Source organism: Mucilaginibacter sp. P4_C11 (genome assembly GCF_056402115.1).
Window position 1 is genome coordinate 46,206 of record NZ_JBFUIA010000033.1, and the last position, 17,846, is coordinate 64,051.

At 43.8% G+C, this 17,846-nt stretch carries 17 protein-coding genes; 5 read left to right on the top strand and 12 right to left on the bottom strand.

Annotated elements, in window-relative coordinates:
• Positions 1-121: 121 nt before the first annotated feature.
• The 3 genes from AC1DU2_RS24750 to ccsA form a co-directional block, all read right to left on the bottom strand.
• Positions 122-1,558, bottom strand: coding sequence for a Glu/Leu/Phe/Val family dehydrogenase (locus AC1DU2_RS24750; RefSeq protein WP_477387679.1), 1,437 nt, complete (start codon positions 1,556-1,558; stop codon positions 122-124).
• 152 nt (positions 1,559-1,710) lie between these two features.
• Complete coding sequence (locus AC1DU2_RS24755; protein ID WP_090644910.1) at positions 1,711-1,920, bottom strand: CcmD family protein; 210 nt, start codon at positions 1,918-1,920, stop codon at positions 1,711-1,713.
• On the bottom strand, positions 1,920-2,594 hold the full coding sequence (gene ccsA, locus AC1DU2_RS24760; protein WP_090644907.1) for a cytochrome c biogenesis protein CcsA: 675 nt from the start codon (positions 2,592-2,594) through the stop codon (positions 1,920-1,922). The genes AC1DU2_RS24755 and ccsA overlap by 1 nt, the downstream gene beginning before the upstream one ends.
• A gap of 330 nt (positions 2,595-2,924) precedes the next feature.
• On the opposite strand from ccsA, the gene AC1DU2_RS24765 reads away from it, so the two are divergent.
• Positions 2,925-3,689, top strand: a complete 765-nt coding sequence (locus AC1DU2_RS24765) for an SDR family NAD(P)-dependent oxidoreductase (RefSeq protein ID WP_477387681.1) — start codon at positions 2,925-2,927, stop codon at positions 3,687-3,689.
• Positions 3,690-3,898: 209 nt separating this feature from the next.
• On the opposite strand, the gene AC1DU2_RS24770 is transcribed toward AC1DU2_RS24765, so the two are convergent.
• The 6 genes from AC1DU2_RS24770 to AC1DU2_RS24795 all read right to left on the bottom strand — a co-directional run bounded on the left by AC1DU2_RS24770 (position 3,899) and on the right by AC1DU2_RS24795 (position 9,807).
• Positions 3,899-4,753 (bottom strand): helix-turn-helix domain-containing protein, encoded by an 855-nt coding sequence (locus AC1DU2_RS24770; protein ID WP_477387683.1) that lies wholly within the window; start codon positions 4,751-4,753, stop codon positions 3,899-3,901.
• An 18-nt stretch (positions 4,754-4,771) separates the two neighbouring features.
• A complete protein-coding gene (locus tag AC1DU2_RS24775) occupies positions 4,772-5,656 on the bottom strand; it encodes an oxidoreductase (protein WP_477387685.1) in 885 nt (294 codons plus the stop codon).
• 163 nt (positions 5,657-5,819) lie between these two features.
• Positions 5,820-6,569, bottom strand: coding sequence for an HAD-IIB family hydrolase (locus AC1DU2_RS24780; RefSeq protein ID WP_477387687.1), 750 nt, complete (start codon positions 6,567-6,569; stop codon positions 5,820-5,822).
• A 129-nt stretch (positions 6,570-6,698) separates the two neighbouring features.
• Positions 6,699-7,379: a phosphonatase-like hydrolase gene (locus tag AC1DU2_RS24785; protein WP_477387689.1), complete on the bottom strand. Its 681-nt coding sequence runs from the start codon at positions 7,377-7,379 to the stop codon at positions 6,699-6,701.
• A gap of 75 nt (positions 7,380-7,454) precedes the next feature.
• On the bottom strand, positions 7,455-8,549 hold the full coding sequence (locus tag AC1DU2_RS24790; RefSeq protein ID WP_477387691.1) for a zinc-binding dehydrogenase: 1,095 nt from the start codon (positions 8,547-8,549) through the stop codon (positions 7,455-7,457).
• On the bottom strand, positions 8,500-9,807 hold the full coding sequence (locus AC1DU2_RS24795; RefSeq protein WP_477387693.1) for a DUF5690 family protein: 1,308 nt from the start codon (positions 9,805-9,807) through the stop codon (positions 8,500-8,502). The genes AC1DU2_RS24790 and AC1DU2_RS24795 overlap by 50 nt, the downstream gene beginning before the upstream one ends.
• Positions 9,808-10,244: 437 nt before the next feature.
• Here AC1DU2_RS24795 and AC1DU2_RS24800 point away from each other — a divergent pair, with 437 nt between their 5' ends.
• From AC1DU2_RS24800 to AC1DU2_RS24810, 3 genes are all read left to right on the top strand, one after another.
• Positions 10,245-11,705: a sensor histidine kinase gene (locus AC1DU2_RS24800; RefSeq protein ID WP_477387695.1), complete on the top strand. Its 1,461-nt coding sequence runs from the start codon at positions 10,245-10,247 to the stop codon at positions 11,703-11,705.
• A gap of 69 nt (positions 11,706-11,774) precedes the next feature.
• A complete protein-coding gene (locus tag AC1DU2_RS24805; RefSeq protein WP_477357086.1) occupies positions 11,775-12,866 on the top strand; it encodes a PAS domain-containing sensor histidine kinase in 1,092 nt (363 codons plus the stop codon).
• A 135-nt stretch (positions 12,867-13,001) separates the two neighbouring features.
• Entirely contained in the window at positions 13,002-14,126 is a 1,125-nt protein-coding gene (locus AC1DU2_RS24810) for a C1 family peptidase (protein WP_477387697.1), read from the top strand.
• Positions 14,127-14,171: 45 nt separating this feature from the next.
• Here AC1DU2_RS24810 and AC1DU2_RS24815 read toward each other — a convergent pair whose 3' ends face one another.
• Entirely contained in the window at positions 14,172-14,546 is a 375-nt protein-coding gene (locus AC1DU2_RS24815) for a DUF779 domain-containing protein (RefSeq protein WP_477387699.1), read from the bottom strand.
• 350 nt (positions 14,547-14,896) lie between these two features.
• The gene (locus AC1DU2_RS24820; RefSeq protein ID WP_477357093.1) at positions 14,897-16,399 is read right to left on the bottom strand and encodes an aldehyde dehydrogenase family protein; all 1,503 of its coding nucleotides are present in this window, start codon (positions 16,397-16,399) and stop codon (positions 14,897-14,899) included.
• 155 nt (positions 16,400-16,554) lie between these two features.
• Here AC1DU2_RS24820 and AC1DU2_RS24825 point away from each other — a divergent pair, with 155 nt between their 5' ends.
• Entirely contained in the window at positions 16,555-17,484 is a 930-nt protein-coding gene (locus tag AC1DU2_RS24825) for an AraC family transcriptional regulator (RefSeq protein WP_477387701.1), read from the top strand.
• A gap of 114 nt (positions 17,485-17,598) precedes the next feature.
• Here AC1DU2_RS24825 and AC1DU2_RS24830 read toward each other — a convergent pair whose 3' ends face one another.
• A complete protein-coding gene (locus tag AC1DU2_RS24830; RefSeq protein ID WP_147052534.1) occupies positions 17,599-17,835 on the bottom strand; it encodes a helix-turn-helix domain-containing protein in 237 nt (78 codons plus the stop codon).
• Positions 17,836-17,846: the final 11 nt, after the last annotated feature.

A 17,846-nucleotide genomic window follows, 5' to 3' on the forward strand; every position in this document is an offset into this window, starting at 1 on the left:
AAACATGGTTATAAACGCTTTGCACCAATGACCAATGACTAATGACAGCGCAGCGAAATGACCAATAACTGCGAAGCAAATGACCAATGACAGCGAAGCGAAATGACCAATGACTAATATTTTACGGCCAGATACCTAAGTTTTGGTAGCTTACTGCTATTTTATTAATTGCACCTACCATGGCAGCGCTACGCAGGGTATCAATAGCCGGGTTGTTTTTGTAAATCTCCCTGATCTCGTGGTACGAACGGATCATGGTATCTTCCAAACCGGAGTTTACCAATTCTAATTCAGAAGCACCTTTGATGATGGTTGACCTTTGCATCGGGGTTAATGATGTACCGGTGATGCCCTCTACCATGTTTACCAGGTTAAGGTTTGAGTTTTCCTCAAACCTGCGGTTCATACGACCAAAGGCTACGTGGCTCAGGTTTTTTAACCACTCAAAATATGATACCGTTACCCCGCCGGCATTGGCATACATATCCGGGATGATGATACCGCCGTTGGCATAAAATATGGCTTCGGCCTCGGGCGAGGTTGGGCCGTTTGCACCTTCGGCAATAATTTTTGCTTGTATGTTGCGGATGTTGGCTTCGGTTATCTGGTTTTCTAAAGCTGCCGGTACCAGGATATCGCATGGCTGCTCCAGGCCTTCCATGGTATTCTTAAATTCTTGTGTTGCATCTGCGTAACCCAAAATAGATCCACTTGCTTTGCGGTGCTGGAAAACTGCTTCAACATCCAACCCGTTTTCGTTATAGATAGCGCCTTCAAATTCGCAAAGGCCTACAATGATGGCGCCAAATTCGGCCAGGAACTTGGCAGAGTAGTAACCTACGTTACCTAAACCCTGCACAATGATCCGTTTGCCCGATAAACCTGGCAGCAGGCCAATTTTTTGCATATCATCGCCAAAGCTAACACACTCGCGGATAGCGATAGCTACACCGCGGCCTGTTGCCTCCCTCCTGCCTGCAATACCATGCAAGGCAATTGGCTTGCCGGTAACAGCACCCATGGCATCCAGCTGACCAGGGTTCATGGTGGCATACGTATCGGCAATCCAGCTCATTTCGCGTTCGCCGCTGCCGTAATCGGGGGCGGGTACATCGATGCTGGGGCCAATAAAGTTTTTCTTGATCAGCTCTACAGTATAGCGGCGGGTGATGTTTTCCAGTTCACTTACGGTGTATTTTTTAGGATCTATTTTAATGCCGCCTTTTGCGCCGCCGAAGGGAACGTTTACGATAGCACACTTGTAGGTCATGAGGGCGGCCAGGGCCATTACCTCATCCTCGTTCACCATTTCGCTGTAGCGGATACCGCCTTTGGTTGGCGATTGGTGGTGCGAGTGTTCAACGCGCCAGGCGTCAATTACCTCGAAACCATTACCCCTGCGGATAGGAAAACGGAAACGGTAAACACTGTTACATGACTTAATCTGATCCAGCAAACCAGCGTCGTGTTTGGTAAACTGTGCTGCGTAATCAAAGTTTTTACATACGTCGCCAAAAAAGTGGGTTTCCTGGTCGGCAACTAAAATATTGGTATCCATAATTATTGTATAAATATTAAACTCTTAAAAAAGTGTGCAAATTTGGTACAATTTTTATCAATATTGCAAATATATTATAGTTAGTGTTTCAGGTACACACTATGCATGCATAGTAAAATCGGTGTTTAAACAGAATAGGGCTATCTTTTTTATTATTGGTTTTTTTCTATTTTTCTAAGCCTGCGGTCGATAGAGAACAGATAAATGGCCAGTCCTAAAAAAACGATCACGATAGTACACACTACGACGTATATTTTCCCCGAACTGCGCAACACGTCGGCCATTTCAACCGGACCATTCTGTTGTGCAAAAGCAGTAGCAAAGCTCAGCAACAACATTAACATTAATGTTAACTTTTTCATTAATTTATTTGGTTCTTTTTATATTCAATTAAACGGATGCGGTAACGTACCGATGCTATCCACACGCCCATAGCGCTCCAGGCAATAAATGCCGGGTACAATACCATACGCATGCGGTTATCCATATCCAGCTTGCCGAAGGCAGGGTTACCGCCGTTGCCGGGGTGTAATGAATCTGTCATACGGGGCAGTACCATAATGAGTACGATCATGATAGGGAACGCGAAGATGTTATAAATGGCCGAAATTTTGGCGCGCTTTTGCTCCTCATCGATAGAGTTACGTAGTACCGAGTAAGCACAATACAACAGGAACGCAATGGCCGCGCTGTTTTGCTTAGGATCGTTACTCCAGAAAGCGCCCCAGGTGTACCTGGCCCAAAGCATACCGGTTATAAGCCCTATAACAAAAAAGAAAAGGCCTGTATTAGCGCTTTCTACGGCTATCAGGTCGTATTCCTCTTTACCGGTTTGCAGGTATTTAATACTGTAGTAAACCGATATGGTAAATACAGTAAACATGGCCATCCACATGGGTACGTGGAAATAAGTATTACGGATAGTTTCGTGCAGGATGGGCATGGTTGGCACGCCAAGTAATAAGCCCGCAATAAGTGTGTAAACAATCACAATTACGGTTACTACCTTCCACCAGGTTTGATAAATAAACTTCATATTATTTGGATGGCCAAAGGTAGAAAAAAATGTTCATTGGTTCACTGGTTCATTAGTTCATTGGTGGCATAGTTGGTTACCGGAATAGCTGGAGATAAATAGCCCAAATAAAACACATCACCACTCTTATCAAACAAGCTAATTAACCGCCAATCACCAATAAACTAATGAACCAGTGAACCAATGAACGAAAAAGACAACACCAATGAACTAATGAACCAGTAAACCAATGAACTAATAAGATTTGATTTTGGTAAACTTCGGATTGAATTGCGCAAACCAGCCGTAATATGGCGTGTTACCTTTGTGCTGTTAAATTAAAATACACAAATGGAACCAATAAATAAAATAGCCCTTATTACCGGCGGCAGCCGTGGTTTGGGCAAAAACATGGCTTTTGCCCTGGCCAAAAAAGGCATCAACGTAATAATTACCTATCATAGCAAACAAGATGAAGCACAGGCCGTGGTAACCGAAGCCGAAAACCTGGGCGTTAAAGCCGCCGCCCTGCAATTAGATGCCGGCGATGTTAAAAGCTTCGACGGCTTTTTTAATCAATTAAAAACGGTTTTGAAGGAAAAGTTTGACACCACCAACTTCGATTTCCTGGTTAACAATGCAGGGATTGGTATTCACGCCCCCTTTGCTGATACCAACGAGGAAGATTTTGATTTACTGGTTAACGTACACTTAAAAGGTGTTTTCTTTTTAACCCAAAAAGCGTTGCCCCTGATTAATGATGGTGGCCGCATTATCAACCTATCGAGCGGACTGGCACGTTTTAGTAACCCGGGTTATGCTGCTTACGCAGCCATGAAGGGTGCCATTGAAGTATTAACCCGTTACCAGGCCAAAGAACTGGGTGCCCGCGGCATAGCGGTAAACACCGTGGCCCCCGGCGCCATTGAAACTGATTTTGGCGGCGGCGTGGTACGCGATAATGAGCAGGTAAACAAAATGATTGCCGGTGTAACCGCACTTGGCCGTGTTGGCGTACCCGATGATATTGGCGGCGTGGTAGCGTTTTTGTGCACAGAAGATGCGCGTTGGATTAATGCGCAACGCATTGAAGTATCGGGCGGCATGAACGTTTAACGCGGTTTCGCCATCACACAAAAAAACTCCCGGTTGGCAGCCGGGAGTTTTCAAACAAAAATTCAAACCAATAAATAACTAACCTTTTACACCTTGTTGTACGTGAACCAAAACGTAATGGTTACGTTAAAAATTAGATTTTTTATTTATTTAAACAACTCAATACAAATTGATTATCCCCCGGTTACTTTAGCCACCGAAGGCTTACTTTAAACTTTAGACGGCGCTACGCCAAAGGCTTTTTTAAACGCGAACGAGAAGTGCGAGAGGTCTTCAAAACCCAGTTCAAGGTAAACCTCAGATGGGGCCTGCTTTTTCTGCTTAATCAGGTAGTGGGCCTGTTGCAGCCTGCGCTGCTGTAACCATTTGCCGGGGGTAGTATGAAAGGTTTTTTCAAAATCGCGTTTAAACGTGGCCAAACTCCGTCCTGTTAGGTAGGCAAAGCGTTTTAGCTCTACATTAAACTGGTAATTTTTGTTCATAAAGCCTTCCAGGTCTATTTTACCAGGCTCGCTGAAATCAAACAGCACATCGTTAAGTTCGGGATTGCCCTGCAGTAATATCAATATAGCTTCGCGGAGTTTTAAACGTTGTAACTCATTGCTAATGGTATGTCCGCTCTGCTGGTAAGGCAACAGCGACTCCATAAAGCTTTTATATAAAGCGTTGGGCTTTAAAGCGATAAAAGGCCCGTCGGCATCATGCTTTTCTGATTTCAGGCCGTACTCTATACTAAAGTTACGCAAGGTTTGCTGGTCGAGGTAGATGGATAAAGCCCTGTACTCGCCATTGAGCGGTGGCGATTTTATAAATTTGATAAGGTGATTGCGTTTGCTTAACCTAAAATCACCCTCTTTAACATGATAAGTATGCTCTCCGTCGGTTATCTGGATGGAGCCGGCTATCTGGTAACTAAAAACATGCTCGGGCACAAACTGCTCGCCCTCCCTGCTCCTGGTAATGTAGCAGGAGTGCTTTATTTGCTGTAAAATGGGTTCTTTATCCTGTTTAAGCATATCATTCAAATTTACAATAATAGCTGCGCCTGTAAAATAAACCTGCACAGCTATTATTCCTGGTGATTATTTTTTGAGCGTGAGGTATGCTTTTCCCTGCGCCGACTCAAAGAAGTTCTCCGATTCATCATGATCGGTTGAAATACTTAAGGGGGCCCATTTTTCAAGTTCGGCCATTTTTGCGGCGTCGGATGCTTTTACAATTGCTAAGCCCTCGCTGCCCAGTATTAAATGTAGTGGCGGCTGCGGATGGTCAACAATTTCAAGCATTATTTTTGCAGCCTTATCAGGGTCGCCAACCGGTTTAAAATTGCCACTTTTGAAAAAGGCGGCCCTTTTTTCGACTGTAGATTCGTATCCTTCAATTGATTGTGCGTAAGTCATCGAGTCGCCGGCCCAATCTGTGCGAAAACCACCCGGTTCAATCACAATTACTTTGATACCCAATGGGGCCACTTCCTGTGCAAGGCCCTCGCTAAAGCCGCTCAAGCCAAACTTTGCTGCCTGGTAAATGCTTACACCACCGCTACCTACCCTACCACCAATGGAGCTGATTTGCAAAATATGCCCCGACCGTTGTTTACGCATATGAGGCAAGGCCGCGCGGGTAATTGCTATAGGTGCCCACAGGTTGGTATCCAGCTGGCTATGCACCTGCTCATCCGTATAAGCTTCGGCAGCACCGGTAATACCGAAGCCAGCATTGTTTACCAATACATCTATGCGGCCAAAATGCTGTATCGTACTTTCAATAGCTGCGTTTATTTGTTGCTGGCTTGTTACATCCAGTTGAATGGGAAGCACCTGGTTAGGGTATTTATCTATAAAATCCTGTAACTGCCCGGGGTTACGGGCTGTAGCGGCTACTTTATCTCCTTTGGCCAATACTGCTGCTGTGAGGCTGCGTCCCAATCCGCGGGAGCTGCCTGTAATAAACCATACTTTTTCCATGTCTCTTTTTATTTGTTTGTTAATACAAATATCGGGAGAACCCATGGGCTACGTTTTGTTGTAAAGCTCAAACTGCTTTGTTGAAAGGTGCAGATATAAAGCCGGCAAAAATTGTTTGTTAATCAACTATTACTGCTTTACCCGTTGAATGAAACTTGTAACCCTATTTTTTTAAACAGGCCACTACGCCCTCAATCACCCTTTTTGTTTCCTCCGGGTCGCGCACCTGTATACAATCGGCGCTGGTAGTACGGGCCGGGTAATCATTACCGCCATCAAACAAGGCATCGCCCATAAACAGCATTTGGCTAATGGGTATTTTCAGCATATCGCGCAGCTTGTGCATTCCGTAGGCTTTATCTATCCCGGGTTTGGTAACATCAATGGAGGTGGCGCCACCCAGGTTAACGGCAAAATCAGGGATCAGTTTATCCAGTATAGTTTTAATCTTTTTGCGCTTTTTAAAATCGGGATCCCAGGCTTTTTTAGGTTCGAGCGGGGCTTTTTGACCGAGGGCCGAAAAAGTGATCTGGCTGTCGCGGTCCTCTACCTGATCGCCCCAAATCTTTTCGGCCTTAAAACCCGATTTTTCAACGGCTTCATTTAGCGAACTGATGATTTTTTTCTTTTCGGCGGCAGTAAAATCCTCTGAATATATCTTTTTCCAGCCAGTGGGCTTGTATTGATAAAACTTGGTACCACAGGTAGGCAGGATGGAAAGTTTTGCCAGCTTTGTACCTTTAGGCAGGTGGGCAATAACCTGTTTTTCAAACTGGGGCCAGTCGCCGCCAGATATGATGGCAACTTTAGCCACATCCAGCAGTGCCGAAAACAATTTGGCCATTTCGGCATCTATCGCTGCCTTACTTTCGGCAAGGGTGCCATCCAGGTCAAAAACAATTAGTTTTTTCATGATGGTTAAGCAACAGGCAGAATGGTTGTTTGGTTTGTGACGATTTTAGGTATTATTTAACTCGTATAACAGCAAAAAGAAATCGCCATTAATTTATACTTAAATGGCGATTTCTTTTTTTGGTGATGACTACTCAACCGCATCCACCAATTTCAACAACTCCAATAAATTATCAATAATACCCTCGGGATTGGCCGATTGCAATTGCTGCAAAGTATGCGCGCCCGTGGTAATACCAACATTCAGTAAGCAACCCGCATTGCGGCCTTCTTCAATATCAATAATCGAATCGCCAACTTTTGCTACTTCTGCACCATCAGTTATGCCAAAATGCTTCATGGCAAACAGGATCATGTCAGGGTTGGGGCGATTTTTATCTACATCAGTAGCGGTAACCAGCAAATCAAACTCTACACCTTCTTCCCAGCCTAATTTTTTAACCAATGATTCGGCAGTTTCCCGGTTGTAACCGGTATTTAAAACTACAATAATATCCCTTTCGGCTAAAGCACCAAATAAATCTGTTGCGTTGGGTTGCGGCAATACTTCCAGCGTGGCATAAGCATCCGCCAGTTGTACAATAAAGTTGGCGTAGATGGCATCGGCAAGGGTATCATCGTCAATGCCTGCATAAGCCTGTAATATGCTTTTTATTGCCTGCAATTTTTCTTTACCTGCACCTTGGGCCAACACCTCATCAAGGCTAAAGTTATAACCGGCCTCGTTTATAGCTGTCCGAAGCGTTTTGTATACTACGTTATTCTCGTCAACTGTAGTACCGGCCATATCAAAAACAACCATTTTTATCATATCATTCTATTTTTTATCTGTTAGTAAATCTTTTTTTTCAATTCCCTGGTATAGAATCATTTCCCCTGCCAGGTGTTAATCTCCAATCTTTATGCCCACCCTTACCGGTTTGCTGTCGCTGGCAAAGGTAAAGGCTTCTGATACCTCATCCAAAGTGTATTCTTTTTCAATCAGCGCCTCAAATGGGTATTTGGTGTAATTGTTTTCTATAAACACGGTCGCATTTACAAAATCTTCATAATTATAATTATGCAAACCCCTTATTTGTAAAACCTTGCGTACAACCTTTTGGGCATCTACCTGTACAGGCCTGGCGGGAAACACGGCTCCTATCCATACGGCTATACCGCCCAGGGCCAGCGAATCGATCCCTGTGAGCATGGCCTGTGGGCTGCCTGTCATATCAAATACAACATCAACCTCGGGCCATGGCAGGCCTGTGGCGTCGTCGGCCGGCGAAATATAGTTTTCATCGGCGCCAAATTTTTTGCCCCAATGCAGGCGCGACTCATCGTTATCAATTAAACCAATCCATGACGCACCAGCTTCTTTACTCATGGCCACGCATGACAGGCCCAATAAACCCGCGCCAAAAACCAGCACCCTTTTACCGGCAATATCCCCGGCTATCCTAAGCGCCCCGGTAACCGTTGCATGGGCGCAACTAATGGTAGCAGCCACCTGCACGGGAATATCAGCGGAAATTTTGATAAGTGCCGTGTTGGCATGCAGTACACAATAGTCGGCAAGGCCGCCGTTAAATACATCGTTGCCATTGGCCAGTGCATGGCCGTATTTAAAAAGCTGGTCGCTTTTTTGGGGCATATCGGGCCTTGGCGCGGTTACATCAGCAGGTACCGAAAATATAGACCAGGTAACCCTATCCCCCACTTTAATATCATCACCCCTGAAATCTTTTGCCGGATGGGCCGGGTCGATATACAGGATATCGCCCACAATTTCGTGCCCTAAAACTACCTGTGCCGGCTCAACGCGCCGACCGCAATAGGTATGTATATCGCTGCCGCAAAGTGTTGTGTAAAGGTTTTTTACCAATATTTCGCCGGGTTTAATAACCGGCAATTCCCTTTCTATAAATTCAAAAGGCAGGCCGGCACCGTTAAATACGGCCGCCTTGCCAGCCGGGAACCGGAGCAATTTGTTGTTCATTCCTTTTTAACTTTATTTTAAAATACCAATGGCAAAACAATACAATGAGCGCCCCGGCAATACCCAGGGCAATACATATTTTCAAAAAAATAAACAGTATCGAATCAGTAGAAGGCGTGAAATATCTTAAAAACATAAGCACGATATAACCTGTATACCCAACCGAATCAACAATATACATCAGGAAGCCAACATTTGCACGCTCTTTGGTTACGGCTATCAGGCGCTCAAATACGATGGAATGTATGGCCACATAAGGCATATAAACGCCCAGGCCCAACAGCACCATAAAGTTGAAAGTACCCAAACCGTGATTTAAGCCCCAAACAGCAGCCAACAAAATAATAAAGCCCGCGAGGCAAATAAAGAGCGAAAACCGGAACGCTTTATAATGATTGCTAATAAAAACMGCGAAACTGATAATAACTATAACAGCGAAGGAAACCAACAACTCCGATTGGGTAAAGGTAGCCGGCGTTTGATGAAAGCCTAAGCCGGCCCATAACTCGGGAGCAAAGTCGGCACGGACGCTGCGTAGTAAGGTTACAAATAAATAAACCGTTATGATGCCTATAAGCCCCGGTGCATATTTTATAAAAAAGTCGCGCCTGTCTTTGCTGCACATAGGCTCCCTTGCCGATCGTTCGGCCACATCGGCGGCAGATGGCAAGGGCACAAATGCCAGCATACCTATAAAAATCAATGTAGGCACGGCAAACAGCAGGCCCGCAAAAAAAGGCATCCAGCTTTCGGTAACTCCATAGTTCAACAGCATGGTACCTAACGATTTGGATACCCCATCAGATACGATGAAGCTGGCGCACAGCCCTGCAATTAAAAACTCGGTATGCTTGCGGCCTTCTAAAAAGCCCAGCACCAGGCCAAATATCACCCCAAGGGATAAACCATTCAGCAGCAGGCAAATTATATTCCAGGGGCGTGGTATAAAGCCAAAAAGCAGCAACATCAACTCGGCAAAGGCTATAAAACCCAAAATGGCCCGGATACGCTGATGTGGTTTTATTTCGGACACTACTTTTATCCCTACCCATTTGGCAATAACATAACCAATGGTTTGTGCAATAATGAGCAGGAATTTATAGTTAATACCCCAAAACATCGCATCGGCATAGGTAGCCGCGGTATAGGGCTTACGAAACCCGTACATACAAAAATAAGTACCAAACGCTGCCACTAACGCCCAGGCCGGATTCGAAACTATTTTTTGCAGACGAACTGAAAAATTATGTTGATGCATAACTGGTTGCAGAAATTGCTTTTGCATCGGATCATAGTGCAGCCGAATTGAGCCAAACTGATTACAGCTCCTTATAAAACAATCAAACTATTAATAAACGCCAAATATAAGGTGGCTAAATGGGTAGCCTGTGTTTACTGTTTTATTAAATTGTTATTTAATTGTTAGGCATTATATAGCAAAGTATCTACAGTTTGGTATAATCCGCCAACCAGCGCACTATTTTTCAAACTTTATTTAACAGCGTTTTTTTTAAGTTAATTTCTTTTATCTATTTTCAGAATTACGAAAACAATCCCGGCTTTCATTTGTGCTATTGCAGATCCGGTTTTTTTAAGCGTAGCAACTCAAAATCAGCTTGCAATATTTTACAAATATCTACCTGTTCGGACGGCGTTGGTATCTCATTTAAATAATGGTATTGTCGCCCCTGTGTTATGGAAGTAAATAAGCTATCGGAACAATTGAACGTTGCCAATAAAGAATTGGTAAGCCAGCATCAGAAAAACGAACAACTTGCCGAAGATTTAAGCCGGGCACTGATAAAACTTGAACTGCAAAACCAGGAAAAAGGAAAGTGGGCTGATGAATTGATGATTGCAAACATCGAGCTTAATTTTCAGAACGTTGAAAAACGAAAACGCGCCGAAGAGCTGCTTATTGCAAACAAAGAACTTGATTTTCAGAACGAAGAAAAGGAAAAACGAGCCGCCGAGCTTGTACTTGCTTATGCCCAGCTGAGTTTTCAGAACGCGGAAAAAGAGAAACGGGCTGCCGAACTGATATTGGCCAATACTGAACTAATTTTTCAAAACCAGGAAAAAGAAAAACGGGCCGCCGAATTAATTATAGCCAATACCGAATTAATTTTTCAAAACCTGGAGAAGGAAAAACGGGCAAATGAACTAATTATAGCCAACAAAGAGCTTGTTTTTCAGAACCTGGAGAAGGAAAAACGGGCTAACGAACTAATTATAGCTAATAAAGAACTTGTTTACCAAAGCAAAGAAAAAGACAAGCGCGCCGCCGAGCTGATTATTGCCAATATTGAACTCGATTTACAGGATGAAGAAAAAGGAAGGCGGGCCGCCGAGCTGCTTGCGGCCCTTAAGGAGCTTGATTTCCAGGACGAAGAAAAGGGCAAACGTGCCGCCGAGTTAATTATGGCTAACCGGGAAATACAAGCGCAAAAGCAGGAAAAAGTACGACGTGCTGCCGCCGAAGCCAAAAAAGATGAGTTTTTTAACATGGTAAGCCACGAATTTAAAACCCCACTAACCAATATTAAGGCCATTAACCAGTTATTGGAGAAAACAGCCGATAAAACCGACAAAACTTACGCATTCATTTTAAATGCCAACCACAGTATTAAACGCCTGGAGCGGTTAATTGAAGATTTGCTGGATGTTACCCGTATAAATGCAGGACTGATAGATTTAAATATAGCCGAATTTAATTTTACAGATGCCCTTACCCATAGTATTGGTAATGTGCAGCTAACAGCCGACAGGCACAAGATTTTACTGGAAAACTCCGTCAGCATAAAATACCTGGGCGACCAGTTCCGGATAGAACAAGTAATGGTAAACCTGTTGAATAATGCAATCAAATATTCGCCCCAGGCTGATAAAATATTAGTTAAAGCCGAAATTGCAGCGGGTAGTATCATGGTAATTGTGGAGGATTTTGGAATTGGAATTGCCAAAGAAGATATAGACCAGTTGTTTCAGCGATTTTACCGTGTAAGCAAGACAGCTATGCTTTACCAAGGTGTAGGTTTGGGTCTTTACATTGCAGCAGAGATCATTAAGAAACACAACGGCATTTTCAGTATTGAAAGCGAGCCCGGTAAAGGCAGCCGTTTTTGTTTTAGCCTGCCCTTAAATGCAGGCGCTTAAACAAATTACATTAAATACAAAAGCTATTGCTTAACTTGTTGGCCTTATCCAATTATCAACGCAACAGTTATGTCGTCATTGTTAGCCTATAAGGAGCCGTCTATCAAAGTAACCCAGGAGCATCTGAAGATAGCGCTCGACCAGGTTCAATTAGGTTTTTGGGAGCTTGACCTTAGCAATTACTCGCTTAACTGTACCTCCAAATGTAAAACTAACATTGGCATCGGCGAAAACGAAACATTGGATTATGATAAGCTGCTAAACTGTATACTGCCCGATGACAGGCCGCTAATGCCCGAAGCAATTATTGAAGCCATTCAATCTGCATCGGGGGTTTATAGCCTGCAATACCGGGTAAGGCATGCTGATAATACCATTCATTGGATTGATGCAAAGGGCACGGTACTATTTGATGCGGCAGCGCCCACCCACATTATAGGCACCATGGTTGATATCACCGAGAAGAAAGACCTGGAGCTTTTAAGGGATGAACTTTTTAATGTAACCACACATGAACTTAAAACACCCCTATCGGCAGTTAAGGGCTATTTGCAACTATTAGATAGGTTTATTGCCGGCATTGGCGATGAAAAAATCACCCAGGTTGCCAAACGAGCCCTCGGTTCGGTAGAAAGGATTACCAGGTTGCTGAATGAAATGGCCGATCCGGCCAACCTATCCAACCACATTAAACTGGCCAAAGATTCATTTGATTTAAACGCCCTTGGCGAAGAAATTGCCGCTAATGCCATGCTGATAAACCCTGAATACAACATTCGGGTGGCTACCACAAATGATAAAAACCTGGTATTTGCCGATAGATACCGTATTGCCCAGGTGCTAACCAATTTGGTTAATAATGCCGTTAAATACTCGCCCGATTGTACCAATATTGTGGTATACATTGGCGCAAACGACAAAGAAGTAAAAGTACAGGTTAAAGATTTTGGCATCGGCCTGCCCAAGAGCGAACATCACAAGGTGTTCCAAAAATTTTACCGGGCAACATCAACGCCACAAAACATACCGGGATTTGGCATCGGCTTATTTTTAAGCGCCGAAATCATCATCAGGCATGGTGGCATTATTGGTGTAGATGATGATGAATTGGCAAACGGTACCTGTTTTTATTTTACCCTGCCGGTGCCTGCTGTTGGTTAAAATAAAATCCCACCCCTTCGCAAACCGATTAAACAGGTATTAAAAAAGGCTGCCGATGAATTGGCATTATCGGCCCGGGCCAATCGCCCAATCAAAATTTATTCCTATTTTAGTGGTTTACCCAATTACTTATAGATGAGAAAATATTACCTATCCCTGTTATTTGCTGCTGCTTTTGGTTGTGCTTATGCACAGCAACCTGTCACCATTAAAAAAATTACAGCTGGCACCGTAAAATACCAGGGCGGCACCAATACCTGCTGGTCGTTTTCAACTACGTCGCTGGTTGAATCGGCCGAGATAGCGAATGATAAAAAAGATATTGACATTTCGGAATTATATACCTCGCGTAACCTGTTTATTGAAAAGGCAAAGCGTTATATTCTGTCAAATGGCACAAGTTTATTTGAGGCCGGCGGCCTGGCTCATGATGCCATGTACGGGATAGAAAAATACGGCGCTATCCCCAACGAGTTTTATGCACGTAAAAAAGGTGTCGAATTTTCAGATAAAAGCAACAGGCAAACCGACGAAATCCTGAAAAGCTACCTGGATTCGGTGCTTAAAACAAAACCTATTGATGCCAACTGGCTGGCCGGTTTTATTAAAAAGCATGACGATATTGTTGGCATTCCACCAGCCAAATTTACCTGGGAAGGTAAAGAATATACGCCGCTTAGCTTTGCAAAGGAGGTTTTAAAATTCAACAGGCAGCAATACGCCACCATAACCTCGTTTACGCACCATCCATTTTACGAAAACTTTCCGCTGGAAATTCCCGATAACTTTTTGCTGCGCGAAAATTACCTGAATGTACCGTTGGATGAGTTGATAGCAATTGCCAAAACAACCATCGAAAAAGGCCAATCGCTGGTAGTCGATATGGATGTAAGCAACAACGGCTGGAATTGTGGCAAAGCAGGCTACGCCCTGTTTGAAGACAAACGCTTTTACCGGGTGGGCAACGCCGATACAGCAGAGATGGCGTATAGCATTCCGCTAAGACAACAGCTATTTGAAACCCTGGTAACCCAGGACGATCACCTTATCCATATTGTAGGCATTGCCAAAAGCAAGGCTGGTAAATTATTTTTTATCCTGAAAGATTCGGGCGGCGATCGCTACGGGCCATTTAAGGGCTACGACTATGTATCGGTAAATTATTTTGCGATAAATGCATTAAGCATCACCGTGCCGGTAAATTCCCTGGATGAAAAGTACGCTAAACTGGTAAAGGCCCCGGTACCGCTTATTAATTAAAAACGGGAGACAACGCAATAGACAGAAAGCAGTTAAAAAGCCGGATTAGGATTCAAAATACTCAACAGGCTCCAAATCACCCAGTTCCTCATCAGTAAATAACCTGGAGCGGATAATAAACCTTATCCCCATCGGGATTTCGATTGAAAAACTGCTGCCGCGGCCGGGGGTAACATCCAGCGTAAGGTGTGTGTGTTTCCAGTATTCAAACTGATCAATGCTCATGAAAAATTCGCAGCCTGCAATCTCGCCTATTTTTACGTCGCTGCTGCCAATTTTAAAGTCGCCTTTTTCAAAACACATGGGCGATGAGCCATCGCAGCAACCGCCACTTTGATGAAACATCAATTCGCCAAACCGGGATTTTAACTCAGCTATTACTTTTTCGGCTTCGGGGGTAATGGACACTCTTTTGGTCATGGTGTGATAGTTGTTTCAATTCTCCTCTTGAGAGCTACTGCATGTATACAGTTTTTAGATAAAAAGAAATGTCATTTCGAACGAGGTACGAGGAGAAATCTTGTAAGCCCTGCATTCCGATGGACTTGTCGAGATGCAGGGCTTACAAGATTTCTCCTCACCCCACCGCTAACATCCACCTCTGATTCGTTCGAAATGACATTTTGTTTATTTGATGATACTAATCTAAAAAATGTTCCTCCCAATCTCGATAGGAGAATCCCGCTTTCCCTCGCATTTGATTTGCAATAAACTAATAAAAGGCGCCGCAAAATCCCAAACATTTCGCGGTCGCCTTTAACATTACCAGGCTAAAAGAAGCCCAGTTTGTTCTTATTATAGGAGATCAGCATATTCTTGGTTTGCCTGTAGTAGTTCAGCATCATTTTGTGATTTTCGCGACCAAAGCCCGATTTTTTGTAACCACCAAAGGGTGCATGTGCCGGATAAGCATGGTAATTATTAACCCAAACCCTGCCTGCCTGAATAGCACGGGGCACCTGGTAAATTTCGTGGGCATCGCGTGTCCATACACCTGCACCAAGGCCGTAAAGGGTATCGTTGGCAATTTCAATAGCCTCTTCGGTAGTTTTAAAGGTTGTAACCGATACCACCGGGCCAAAAATTTCTTCCTGGAAAATGCGCATTTTATTATGCCCCTTAAAAATAGTTGGCTGTATATAATAGCCGCCACCTAACTCATCGGGCAATTTTTGAGCGCCACCGCCGGCCAGCACCTCTGCTCCTTCTTTTTTACCAATATCCAGGTAACTCAGAATTTTTTCATATTGATCATTAGATGCCTGAGCGCCCATCATGGTAGTTGAATCCAATGGGTTCCCCATAATGATGGCATTTGTGCGGGCAATTACACGTTCGATAAATTTTTCGTAAATATTCTCGTGCACCAGCATACGCGACGGGCAGGTACAAACCTCGCCCTGGTTTAAAGCAAATAATACGGCGCCTTCTACTGCTTTATCAAAAAACTCATCGTCAGCATCGCCCACAGACTCAAAGAAGATGTTTGGCGATTTACCGCCCAGCTCCATGGTTACTGGGATTAAATTTTCTGAGGCGTATTGCATAATTAACCTGCCTGTTGTGGTTTCGCCCGTAAAAGCTACTTTACTGATGCGCGGATTGGTAGCCAGCGGTTTACCTGCCTCGGGACCAAACCCGGTAACAACGTTTAACACTCCCGCAGGCAAAACATCGCCTATAAGTTCCATTAGCACCATAATACTGGTTGGCGTTTGCTCGGCAGGTTTTACAACCACACAACAACCGGCCGCTAAAGCAGGTGCTATTTTCCATGTGGCCATTAATAATGGGAAGTTCCAGGGAATAATCTGGCCAACTACGCCAAGAGGCTCCTGCAGGTTAATACTTACGGTAAATTCGTCGTGCTCAGATATGCTGCTTTCTTCGGCGCGGATGGCACCTGCAAAATAACGAAAGTGGTCAACACACAGCGGCAAATCGGCAGCCATGGTTTCGCGGATGGCTTTCCCGTTATCAATCGTCTCTACCGTGGCCAGGTAGCTTAGGTTATCTTCAATTATCTGCGCTATTTTAAGCAATAAGTTACTGCGGGTAGTGGCTGCGGTTTTGCTCCAGGTTTTAAATGCTTCTGTGGCAGCATCAACAGCTGCTTCAATATCTTCTTTGGTTGATCGGGCGGCTTTGGTAAAAACTTTGCCATCAATAGGCGAAATGTTGTCAAAATATTCGCCTTTAACAGGCGGAACAAATTTACCGCCAATAAAATTGTCGTACTTATCCTTAAAGGATGGTCTTTGGGCTACACTCATACTGTTTATTTTTAAAATTGGTTAGGCTAAGTTACCAGCCCGTTGTATCGGGCATTTGCACGATACTCTCAATTGGGTGCATTATAATTTCAATTTTAAAATGAATTATAAACTACCAATTAGTATGTCTAATTTTATTTAATAATAAACCAATTATGACCGAGAGAAACCTGGTATCTCCGTTTGCCCTTAGCGGTAAACGCGAGTTGCACACGCTGGTAGAAAATCGCCGTGCATATACGTTAAACCACTGCGAACTAAATATTTACGAAACGTATCAGCGCAGCGAGCTGGTTCCGCTTACTTTTGATGACCTTGTTATTACCAGTATGCTACGCGGCAAAAAAGTAATGCACCTGTTTGATAAACCCGGTTTTGATTACCTGCCCGGCGAAACGGTGATAGTACCGCCAAATGTTACCATGACTATTGATTTCCCCGAGGCATCCGAGCTTAACCCCTCGCAGTGTACCGCCCTGGCCATAAATCATCACGAAATAAAAAGTACCCTTGATTTTTTGAATGAGAATTACCCGCGCGCTGACGACGACCTATGGAAGCTAAACTACCAGCAATTCCACTTCTTTAATAATCATGAACTGGCCCAGCTGATTAATAAACTCATCAGTATAAGCACCGGCGATGTGTTAACCAAAGACGTACTGGCCAATTTAACGCTGAAAGAACTTTTGATACGCATAATGCAAATGCAAAACCTGCATATTGTACAAGATAATATGCAGCAACTATCAACAGGAAACCGTTTTGCTTATATTTTACAATACATTAAAAACCACCTTACCGAAAAGCTGAACATTGACGCCCTGAGCCAAATGGCTTATATGAGCAAGGCCAGCTTTTTCAGGGCATTTAAGCATGAAATGGGAATTTCGCCGGTTGATTATATTATTAAGGAGCGGATACAGTTTGCCAAACAACTATTGCATAATCCGTATTGCAGCATTGCCGATGCCTGCTTTAAAGCAGGATTTAACAACCAGCATTATTTTAGCAGAGCGTTCCGCAAAATTACCGGTACCACACCAAGTTTTTATAAGGCGGGGATTGTAAAGGGGATTAATTAAACTTTGCGCTCCCAACCATCGGGATTTGGGAATCCTGGATAACACGTCATATTTTTTTACAAACCTACCCTAATACCAGGGATGACAAGGCTGTTTTCTATACTTACTTTTAACTTAGGCCGCTACACCATCAGCATTAATAACCTCGGCCGGATCGATCTCCAATACCCGGCAAATCTTAAAAAACCGCTCTAAGGTTAGTTTAACATAGCCCAATTCAATTTTGCTGTAGGTATTTTGCGATACATTCAACTTGGCAGCAAGATATTCCTGCGAGTAAGCCAAACGTATCCTGGTATTGCGGATGTTTTCGGCTATGGTTTTTACGCTGTGGTTTACTAAGGCACTCATTGGTTATGACT

What these genes read in the sequence shown, in the direction of transcription:
- AC1DU2_RS24825 (WP_477387701.1), top strand. Translation starts at nt 16,555, where the DNA reads ATGACCGAGAGAAACCTGGTATCTCCGTTTGCCCTTAGCGGTAAACGC.
- AC1DU2_RS24790 (WP_477387691.1), bottom strand. Translation starts at nt 8,549, where the DNA reads ATGAACAACAAATTGCTCCGGTTCCCGGCTGGCAAGGCGGCCGTATTT.
- AC1DU2_RS24810 (WP_477387697.1), top strand. Translation starts at nt 13,002, where the DNA reads ATGAGAAAATATTACCTATCCCTGTTATTTGCTGCTGCTTTTGGTTGT.
- AC1DU2_RS24750 (WP_477387679.1), bottom strand. Translation starts at nt 1,558, where the DNA reads ATGGATACCAATATTTTAGTTGCCGACCAGGAAACCCACTTTTTTGGC.
- AC1DU2_RS24800 (WP_477387695.1), top strand. Translation starts at nt 10,245, where the DNA reads ATGGAAGTAAATAAGCTATCGGAACAATTGAACGTTGCCAATAAAGAA.
- AC1DU2_RS24755 (WP_090644910.1), bottom strand. Translation starts at nt 1,920, where the DNA reads ATGAAAAAGTTAACATTAATGTTAATGTTGTTGCTGAGCTTTGCTACT.
- ccsA (WP_090644907.1), bottom strand. Translation starts at nt 2,594, where the DNA reads ATGAAGTTTATTTATCAAACCTGGTGGAAGGTAGTAACCGTAATTGTG.
- AC1DU2_RS24785 (WP_477387689.1), bottom strand. Translation starts at nt 7,379, where the DNA reads ATGATAAAAATGGTTGTTTTTGATATGGCCGGTACTACAGTTGACGAG.
- AC1DU2_RS24830 (WP_147052534.1), bottom strand. Translation starts at nt 17,835, where the DNA reads ATGAGTGCCTTAGTAAACCACAGCGTAAAAACCATAGCCGAAAACATC.
- AC1DU2_RS24780 (WP_477387687.1), bottom strand. Translation starts at nt 6,569, where the DNA reads ATGAAAAAACTAATTGTTTTTGACCTGGATGGCACCCTTGCCGAAAGT.
- AC1DU2_RS24765 (WP_477387681.1), top strand. Translation starts at nt 2,925, where the DNA reads ATGGAACCAATAAATAAAATAGCCCTTATTACCGGCGGCAGCCGTGGT.
- AC1DU2_RS24805 (WP_477357086.1), top strand. Translation starts at nt 11,775, where the DNA reads ATGTCGTCATTGTTAGCCTATAAGGAGCCGTCTATCAAAGTAACCCAG.
- AC1DU2_RS24820 (WP_477357093.1), bottom strand. Translation starts at nt 16,399, where the DNA reads ATGAGTGTAGCCCAAAGACCATCCTTTAAGGATAAGTACGACAATTTT.
- AC1DU2_RS24815 (WP_477387699.1), bottom strand. Translation starts at nt 14,546, where the DNA reads ATGACCAAAAGAGTGTCCATTACCCCCGAAGCCGAAAAAGTAATAGCT.
- AC1DU2_RS24775 (WP_477387685.1), bottom strand. Translation starts at nt 5,656, where the DNA reads ATGGAAAAAGTATGGTTTATTACAGGCAGCTCCCGCGGATTGGGACGC.